Below are 8,566 nucleotides of genomic sequence, written 5' to 3'. Positions count from 1 at the left end.
TGGCGGCCCAGGCCGCGGCTGGGGTGGCCCACATCAACCCGGCGGTCCACGCTGTGGTCGAGGTATTTGAGGACGTGGTGGCCAACCCGCTGCAGGACGGCATGAATCCAGATGGCGCCTTTGCAGGCGTGCCGTTTTTCATGAAAGACTTGGGGCCGACGCTCAAAGGGCGTTTGCAGGAAATGGGCTCTTTGATGATGCGTGGCAACCGAGCCACGGCAGACACTTTTCTCACCGCGCAAATTCGGCGCTCTGGCCTGAACGTCATCGGCCGCACCACCACGCCTGAGTTTGGCGTGTGCAGCTCGGCCGAAAACCCGGCCGTCTATGTCACGCGCAACCCCTGGAATCCTGAGTACACCAGCTACGGTTCTTCGGCCGGCACGGCAGTGGCTTTGGCGGCGGGCGTGCTGCCTTTGTCGCACGCCACCGACGGGGGCGGCTCCATCCGCATCCCGGCGGGGGCCAATGGCAATATTGGTCTGAAGCCCTCACGCGGGGTGTTCTCGATTGCGCCTGTAGCCTCAGACCTGACCGGCCTGGTCTCGACCCAGGGCTGCCAAAGCCGCACCGTGCGTGACACAGCCGCTTTTGTGGACCATTGCCGGGGTGGTGCGCCGGGCGAGTTCATGCCCTACTGGATGCCACCCGAGCCCTACAGCGCCTTGATCCAGCGTGACCCTCAGCGTTTGCGCATTGCGCTGTCGCACGAATGGGGTGACTTTCGGGCGGTGCCGCATTTTGTGGACGAGCTCCAGCGCGTGGGGCGATTTTTAGAAGGGCTGGGCCACCAAGTGGATTGGGCCTTGCCTGAAGTAGACTTTCGCGCCGCTTTCGATGCACAGACGACGTGCTACATCAGCAACTTCGCGCAAACCATCTCCAACTTGCTGGCCCCTCGGGGCTTGGCGCGTCCGCCTGCGGATCTGGTCGAGCCGATCAATATCAAGATTTGGGAGATGGGCCTGAACACCACCTTTACTGAGCGGGCCCGCATGCAGGCGGTCTTCAACACCACCTCGCGGGCGTTTGGTCAGTTCTTTGAAGACTGGGACATCATCCTCACGCCCATCACCGCTTTGCCGACGCCCAAAATGGGCACGGTGGAATATCTGACGACCAGCGACAACCCTTCGGTGCTCGATTGGTTCCACCACCTGTGGTGCAACTTTGCCTATACCCCGCTGACCAATCTGTGCGGCATGCCGGGTATCTCCATGCCCATGGCCTGGCAAGAAAACGGCTTGCCTTTGGGCATCCATGCGCAGGCACGCCAAGCCAACGACGGCATGTTGTTGCAACTGGCCGCGCAGATTGAACGCGCGCTGGACGGCCAATGGCACGCGGGGCGTGTGCCTCAGGTGCACGTGTGCCACACGCCAGAGGCATAAAAAAAGCCACTCAACGAAACATTGAGTGGCTTCATTGGCTATTTCATTAGTCGGTTAATTCGCCCCCGAGAGGGCAGAAAGCTCAGCGGCCCGCAGCCGCCTTCAGCGCAGCAGCGCGGTCAGTACGCTCCCAGGTGAAGTCGGGCTCGTCGCGGCCAAAGTGGCCGTAGGCGGCTGTCTTGCTGTAGATCGGGCGCAGCAGGTCCAGCATCTGGATGATGCCTTTGGGGCGCAGGTCAAAGTGCTCGGCGACCAAAGCGGCCAGCTTGTCGTCCGAGATCACGCCTGTGCCTTCGGTGTTCACCGTGATGTTCATGGGGCGTGCCACGCCGATGGCGTAAGCCACTTGAATTTGGCACTTCGTTGCCAGGCCCGCAGCCACGATGTTTTTGGCCACGTAACGTGCAGCGTAAGCGGCCGAGCGGTCCACCTTGGAGGGGTCTTTGCCGGAGAACGCGCCGCCACCGTGGGGGCAAGCACCGCCGTAAGTGTCGACGATGATCTTGCGACCTGTCAGGCCGCAGTCACCCTGGGGGCCGCCGATGACAAAACGGCCTGTGGGGTTGATCAGGTACTTGGTGTCTTGCAGCCACTCTTTGGGCAGCACGGGCTTGATGATCTCTTCGATGATGGCTTCGGTGAAGCTGTCCTTCATCTTGGTCGATGTTTCCGATTGGTCAGGGCTGTGCTGGGTGGACAACACCACGGTGTCGATGCTGTGGGGCTTGCCGTCCACATAGCGCATGGTCACCTGGCTCTTGGCGTCGGGGCGCAAGAAAGGCAGACGGCCGTCTTTGCGCAACTGGGCTTGGCGCTCGACCAGACGGTGGGCGTAGTAAATGGGGGCGGGCATCAGCTCGGGTGTTTCGCTGCAGGCGTAGCCGAACATCAGTCCTTGGTCGCCCGCGCCGATGTTGAGGTGGTCGTCAGACGCGTGGTTCACGCCCTGGGCGATGTCGTTGGATTGTTTGTCGTAACACACCATCACGGCGCAACCCTTGTAGTCGATGCCGTAGTCGGTGTTGTCGTAGCCGATGCGTTTGATGGTGTCGCGGGCGACCTGGATGTAGTCGACGTGTGCGTTGGTGGTGATCTCGCCGGCCAATACGACCAAGCCGGTGTTGGTCAGGGTTTCGGCGGCCACGCGGCTGCGGGGGTCTTGCTCGAAAATGGCATCCAAAATCGCGTCAGAAATCTGGTCTGCGACTTTGTCGGGATGGCCTTCGGAGACGGATTCCGAGGTGAAGAGGAAATTGCTGGACATGAAAAAAGCTCCTAAAGTTTCAGGGGTTTGTCGGCGTTGCCGACCCTGATAACCTGGAGCCTGGCGAACGCTTTAGCAGAATTTATGAATCGCCCTGCAAGTAGTTCAGGTAACTCGGCGATAGTAGATTATAAAACAAGGTCCGCATGCATGGTATTTCCATGTCGAAATCATGTCCAATACAGCCCATGGACATTCCCACCCCGATTGAAAACCGCCTGGTTGACTTGGAAATCAAGGCCGGTTTTACCGAAGACCTGCTGGACCAGCTCAATGCGCAGGTGTATAGCCAGCAGCAGCAAATCGACGCGCTTCTTCAGGAGCTGCGCCAAATGCGCGATCGCTTGCCCGAATCGGGTGCTGGTGCCGAGATGCGCAACTTGCGCGATGAAATCCCGCCGCATTACTGAAGTGGGGGCCTGATGCACAGCGTTCAGGACATCCGCGAGCATTTGCGTGCACGGGGTGCGAACGCCCTGCACGAGCAGCGCGTGTTGCGCCTGTGGGCTCAGGCCAAGCCCCAAGACAGTGGGCGCAGGCCGCTGCACAGCTTCATGCCCACGGCGGTGCGCGAGGCTTTGCCAGCACTCAGCGCCACGCTTGCAGGCCTGGCCACCCTGCGCGAGCAGCACCCGGGGCAAGACGGCTCGGCGCGCTTGCTGGTGGGCCTGCAAGATGGCCAGACGGTGGAAAGCGTGCTGCTGCCGCGTGACGGCCTGTGTGTTTCTAGCCAGGTGGGTTGCGCGGTGGGCTGCGTGTTTTGCATGACCGGGCGCGAAGGCCTGATACGGCAGGTGGGCAGCGCCGAAATCGTGGCCCAAGTGGCTTTGGCGCGCATGCTCAGGCCGGTCAAAAAAGTGGTGTTCATGGGCATGGGCGAGCCCGCGCACAACCTGGACGCGGTGATGGAGGCCATTGAGCTGCTGGGCACGGTGGGCAACATCGGTCACAAAAATTTGGTGTTTTCCACCGTGGGCGATGCGCGGGTGTTCGAGCGTTTGCCGCAAGGCCTTGTCAAGCCTGCACTGGCTTTGTCGCTGCACAGCACGCGGGCCGAGCTGCGGGCGCAGTTGCTGCCTCGAGCCCCGCGTTTTGACCCGCAAGATTTGGTGGAGGCGGGCGAGGTCTATGCCCGCGCCACCGGCTACCCGATCCAGTACCAATGGACCTTGATCGAAGGTGTGAACGACAGTGATGAAGAAATTGATGGCATCGTGCGCTTGCTGCAAGGCAAATACGCGCTGATGAACATGATCCCTTACAACGCGGTGCCCGACTTGCCTTATGCACGCCCGAGCTGGGACAAGGCTGCGGCCATCGCCCGCACGCTGCACCAGCGCGGCGTGCTGACCAAGTTGCGCCAGTCAGCCGGGCAGGATGTGGATGGAGGGTGTGGCCAACTCAGGGCGCGCGATGTGCAGCGCGAAAAAACCATGACTTTTCACCGGCCCATCAACGCCCCGGCAGCTTGATCAAGCCGCTGGACAAAGAAGTCCCCAGCAAAATCACCGCGCCGCACAGCAGCATCCAGGCCGTGACGCTTTCGCCCAAAAACAGCACGCCGTAAGCGATGGCAAACACCGGCACCAAAAAGGTGACGGTCAGGGCCCGTGCAGGCCCCGAGTTCTCGATCAGCTTGAAGTACAGGATGTAGGCCACCCCGGTGCACAACACCCCCACCACCAGCAAGGACCACCAGACCGAGGCGCTGGGCATGTGATCGGGGCGGTACCACAGCGCGGGCAATGCCAGAACCAAAGTCGCCCCGATCTGGCTGCCGGTGGCGGTGACCAGTGGCGGCAGGCTGGGAATGTGTTTTTTGGTGAAACTCGCTGCGAGCGCATAGCAAGTGGTCGCAGCCAGGCAAGCGGCGACTGCCCATGCAGGGGCGATGCCCGAGTCGTTGGGTTTGAAGCTGGCTTGTCCACCCGCCAGCAGCAGCACGCCCCCAAAGCCGATGCCCAGGCCCACGATCCGTGAGAGGGTCGGTTTGTCCCCCAGCCACATCCAGGCGACGACCGCGCCAAACAAGGGCACCGTCGCGTTCAGGATGGAGGACAAACCGGTGGTGATGTGCAGGACGGCAAAGGCATACAAGGCAAAGGGGACGCCGCTGTTGAGCGCCCCGACAAAGAGCACCGGCTTCCAATGCCTGCGCAATTGGGCCCAGTGGCCTTTGGCCAGCATGATCGGCAGCAAAAAAGCGGCGGCAATGGCCACCCGGATGGCGGCCGTGGGCAGGGGACCCAATTCGACGGCGGCTATGCGCATGAATAAAAAGGATGAGCCCCAAATGGCGGCCAGGATCAAAAAATCGGTCAGCCAGCCTTTGGCGTGAGAAGAGGTCATTCAGGAAAGAGGGGAACAGTCGATGTCAGGGCGAGCGGGTAGCCTTCCAGTTTGAGCAGCGCCTGTTTGCGCCACAACCCGCCTGCATAACCCGTGAGTTGGCCACCGGCACCCAGGACGCGGTGGCAAGGCACGATGATACTCACCGGGTTACGTCCCACCGCCGCGCCGACGGCACGAACGGCCTGGGGGTTGTTCAATTGACGGGCCACATCGCCATAGCTTTGATGTGCACCAGAGGGGATGGACAGCAAAGCGCGCCAGACCGATTGTTGAAAGGGCGTGCCTGCCGACAGGTCCAAAGGCACGTCAAACGATGTCAAATCGCCTGCAAAGTAGGCCAGCAGTTGCCGGGAGGCGCTTTGGAGCAGCGTGTGGTCGCTGTCGTTCGTCCAGCTTTGCATTCCGGCCTCGGTCGGGCCATGGCGCTGGCCTTCAAACCACACGCCGCACAGGCCTTGCGGCGATGCGGCCAGGATCATGGGCCCCAAAGGGCCGTTCAGTGCTTGCGTGGTGATGGTTTTCATGGCGTTGTGTGGGTTGAGGATGACAGGCGCTGCCAAGCGGCAATCAGGGCATAGCTGCGAAAAGGGCGCCATGGCTGCCCGAGTTGTTCCAATGCCTGCGTGGGGCGGGGGTGTTGGCGCACGCCCAAGGCGGTTTGCAAGGCCACATCCTGCACCGGCCAGGCATCCAGCCAGCGCAAAGCACGCATGGCGATGTAATGCGCCGTCCAGGGGCCGATGCCGGGCAAGGCCATCAGTGCCTGCAAAGTGGGCTCCAGCGGGGCTTGGGGGTGCAGCTTTAGCGCGCCCGATTCAACCGCCCGTGCCAGTGCCTGAATCGCTTTTTGCCTTTGGCGCACCACACCCAGGCTTCCCATGAGCGCGGCGTTTTCCTCCAGCGCCAGGCACGCCGGGCTGGGAAAGGTTCGGTTCAGTTCAGGCCAAGGTGTTTCGCAAGGCGTGCCCAGCGCTTGGACCAAGCGCTGCCCCAGCGTGCGTGCGGCCTTGACGGTGATTTGCTGACCCAAAATGGCGCGCACGGCCAGCTCGAATCCATCCAGGCCCCCCGGCAAACGCTGGCCCATGGCGTGTGGAAATGCGGGCTCAAGCACCTGGGCGATGGCGGCGGGCTGGGCATCCAGGTCCAGCCAGTCCCGCACCTGCGCCACCAGAGCGGGCAGCACGGGCAGCAAGTTGGGGCTGACGCGAAGATGGACCCAAGGGTGCAGGTTGTCCCAGCGGACCGTCAACCAGCCGTTGATCACGCTGGGGCCATGGAGCCAGCGCACGGTGCGACGCAACTGGGCTTGCGTGCCTTCGCCGCGCCAGCTCTCCATGCCCTCCAGCGAACGGGTTTTGAAAAATTGCCACAGCTGCGCGATCTGGCACGGTGGCCGGTAGTGCAGTTCCATGGCCAATGGCGCGCCGCTAACGGATGCGGCCTGGCGCTGCGTGCGGGCCGGGCGAAGTTGTCCTGGGCTGAGTCGGTAATGCTTTGAAAACGCCGCATACATGCGCCGGGCCGAGCCGAATCCGCTGGCTTGGGCCACCTGGGCCACGGACATCGGGCTGTCGTGCAGCCACTGTTTGGCCCGCAGCAGGCGTTGGGTTTGCAGGTATTGCAGCGGCGAGACCTGCCAATGCAGCGTGAACATGCGGCGCAGGTGCCGGTCGCTCACGCCCAGTTGTGCGGCCAAGGTGCTCAGGGTGGGTGGTTTGCGGCCATGGTCGATGGCCATGTGCAGTTGCTGGGCCGCGAATTCAGCCACCAAGGCCTGCGCATCGGTGGTGGACCAAAAGCGCCGCGCGGGGGCCAGCTCCGGGCGGCAACGCAAACAAGGTCTGAAGCCATGGGACTCGGCTTGCGCTGCCGTTTCAAAAAACTGGCAATTCACGGCGCGCGGCAGTTTCACCCGGCAGACCGGGCGGCAATAAATGCCGGTGGACGTGACGCCGGTGAAAAAAATACCGTCCCAAGCGGCATCCCTTTCGGACAGGGCCTGGTAGCAGCGGTCCGAGTCCAAGCCTTTTGCCGATTCAGGCCGAACTTGTGGGGGAGGCAGCTGATGGCGTTTCATGAAGGCCATGTTAGCCATAAATGGCGCTGTCTGAACGTTTGGAATGTGCCGTTTTCGGACCCGTGATTTCGGCTGGCGGGCGGGCCTCAGCCCCTACAATACAAGGCGCTCACCTTCCCAGCGGCCAGGCTGGAGCCTCTCCTACCCAGACCAATCCCAGACGCCATGCAAGTCACCTCTACGATCTTCAAAGCCTACGACATCCGCGGCGTGGTGCCGTCGACCTTGAATGAGCAAGTGGCCGAAGGTCTGGGCAAGGCCTTTGGCACGCATGCTCTGGCCCAAGGCCAGAGCGCGGTGGCTGTGGGGCGCGACGGCCGCCTGAGTGGCCCCGCATTGTCGGCCGCGCTGATCCGTGGTCTGGTGGCCGCAGGCATCCAGGTCATCGACATCGGCTTGGCCACCACGCCCATGCTGTACTTTGCGGCCAGCACCGCTTGCCAAAGCGGCATCCAGGTGACGGGCAGCCACAACCCCAAGGACTACAACGGCTTCAAGATGGTGCTGGGCGGCCGCGCCATTTATGGCGATGAAATCCAGGCTCTGCGCCAGATGATGGAAGCCGAAACCTGGCGGCTGACGGATGGCGGCAGCGTGACGCATTTGGACGTGCTGGCCGACTACACGCAGCGCATCGTGGGCGACGTGAAGTTGTCGCGCCCCATGAAGATCGTGATCGACTCGGGCAACGGCATTGCGGGCGCCTCGGCCCCCGGCATCTTCCGCGCTCTGGGCTGCGAAGTGATCGAGCTGTTCAGCGAGGTGGACGGCAACTTCCCCAACCACCACCCCGACCCCAGCAAGCCGGAAAACCTGCAAGACCTGATTGCGGCCCTGAAAACCAGTGGCGCCGAATTGGGCCTGGCCTTTGACGGCGACGGTGACCGATTGGGCATTGTCACGAAAGACGGCAACAACATTTACCCCGACCGCCAGATGCAGCTGTTTGCACAAGACGTGCTCAGCCGTGTGCCGGGCGGCACCATTTTGTTTGACGTCAAATGCTCGCAGCGCCTGGCCCCGGCCATTGAGGCTGCGGGCGGTCAGCCCCTGATGTACAAAACAGGGCATTCGCTGATCAAAGCCAAGATGAAGGCCATCGAGGTCGCAGGTGGCCAGGCCCCCCTGGGCGGCGAGATGAGTGGCCATATTTTCTTCAAAGAGCGCTGGTACGGTTTTGACGACGGCACCTACGCCGGTTGCCGCTTGCTCGAAATCGTCAGCCAATCGCCCGATGCCAACGCCGTCTTGAATGCCCTGCCCGCCAGCTTCAGCACGCCCGAGCTGAACGTGGCCTGCACTGAAGGAGAGCCCCACAGCGTGACAGCTGCGCTGCAGGCGCTGGCCGGCGAGGCCTTCAAGGCACCTGCCCAGGTTTGCACCATCGACGGCCTGCGTGTGGACTGGCCCGATGGCTTTGGCCTGATCCGCGCCTCCAACACCACGCCGGTGCTGGTGTTGCGCTTTGAAGGCCAGACC

At 62.4% G+C, this 8,566-nt stretch carries 8 protein-coding genes; 4 read left to right on the top strand and 4 right to left on the bottom strand.

All coding sequences use genetic code 11. The features are described from left to right. The coding region (locus ACIQ47_RS13345; RefSeq protein WP_396438583.1) for an amidase at window positions 1-1,391 on the top strand (1,391 nt) is incomplete at its 5' end. An 82-nt stretch (window positions 1,392-1,473) separates the two neighbouring features. On the opposite strand, the gene metK is transcribed toward ACIQ47_RS13345, so the two are convergent. After that, the gene (gene metK, locus ACIQ47_RS13340; protein WP_396438582.1) at window positions 1,474-2,655 is read right to left on the bottom strand and encodes a methionine adenosyltransferase; all 1,182 of its coding nucleotides are present in this window, start codon (window positions 2,653-2,655) and stop codon (window positions 1,474-1,476) included. Between the two features lie 188 nt (window positions 2,656-2,843). Between metK and ACIQ47_RS13335 the strand changes: the two genes are divergently transcribed. Both ACIQ47_RS13335 and ACIQ47_RS13330 read left to right on the top strand, forming a co-directional pair. Beyond that, window positions 2,844-3,065, top strand: a complete 222-nt coding sequence (locus ACIQ47_RS13335; protein WP_396438581.1) for a SlyX family protein — start codon at window positions 2,844-2,846, stop codon at window positions 3,063-3,065. 12 nt (window positions 3,066-3,077) lie between these two features. Further along, window positions 3,078-4,127 carry an RNA methyltransferase gene (locus ACIQ47_RS13330; protein WP_396438580.1) on the top strand — a complete coding sequence of 350 codons (1,050 nt, stop codon included), beginning with the start codon at window positions 3,078-3,080 and terminating at the stop codon, window positions 4,125-4,127. Here the strand turns inward: ACIQ47_RS13330 and ACIQ47_RS13325 are convergent. From ACIQ47_RS13325 to ACIQ47_RS13315, 3 genes are read right to left on the bottom strand one after another with little or no spacing between them, the layout of a single operon-like run. Next, window positions 4,108-5,004 carry a DMT family transporter gene (locus tag ACIQ47_RS13325; RefSeq protein ID WP_296292418.1) on the bottom strand — a complete coding sequence of 299 codons (897 nt, stop codon included), beginning with the start codon at window positions 5,002-5,004 and terminating at the stop codon, window positions 4,108-4,110. The genes ACIQ47_RS13330 and ACIQ47_RS13325 overlap by 20 nt on opposite strands. After that, complete coding sequence (locus tag ACIQ47_RS13320; protein WP_296292417.1) at window positions 5,001-5,531, bottom strand: methylated-DNA--[protein]-cysteine S-methyltransferase; 531 nt, start codon at window positions 5,529-5,531, stop codon at window positions 5,001-5,003. Before ACIQ47_RS13320 ends, ACIQ47_RS13325 begins: the two co-directional genes overlap by 4 nt. Then, entirely contained in the window at window positions 5,528-7,087 is a 1,560-nt protein-coding gene (locus ACIQ47_RS13315) for a DNA-3-methyladenine glycosylase 2 family protein (protein ID WP_396438579.1), read from the bottom strand. Before ACIQ47_RS13315 ends, ACIQ47_RS13320 begins: the two co-directional genes overlap by 4 nt. A 165-nt stretch (window positions 7,088-7,252) precedes the next feature. On the opposite strand from ACIQ47_RS13315, the gene ACIQ47_RS13310 reads away from it, so the two are divergent. Continuing rightward, the coding region (locus ACIQ47_RS13310; RefSeq protein WP_396438578.1) for a phosphomannomutase/phosphoglucomutase at window positions 7,253-8,566 on the top strand (1,314 nt) is incomplete at its 3' end.

Source organism: Limnohabitans sp. (assembly GCF_044373035.1).
Lineage (GTDB): Bacteria > Pseudomonadota > Gammaproteobacteria > Burkholderiales > Burkholderiaceae_C > Limnohabitans_A.
This window is presented reverse-complemented; position numbering and strand designations above follow the sequence as displayed.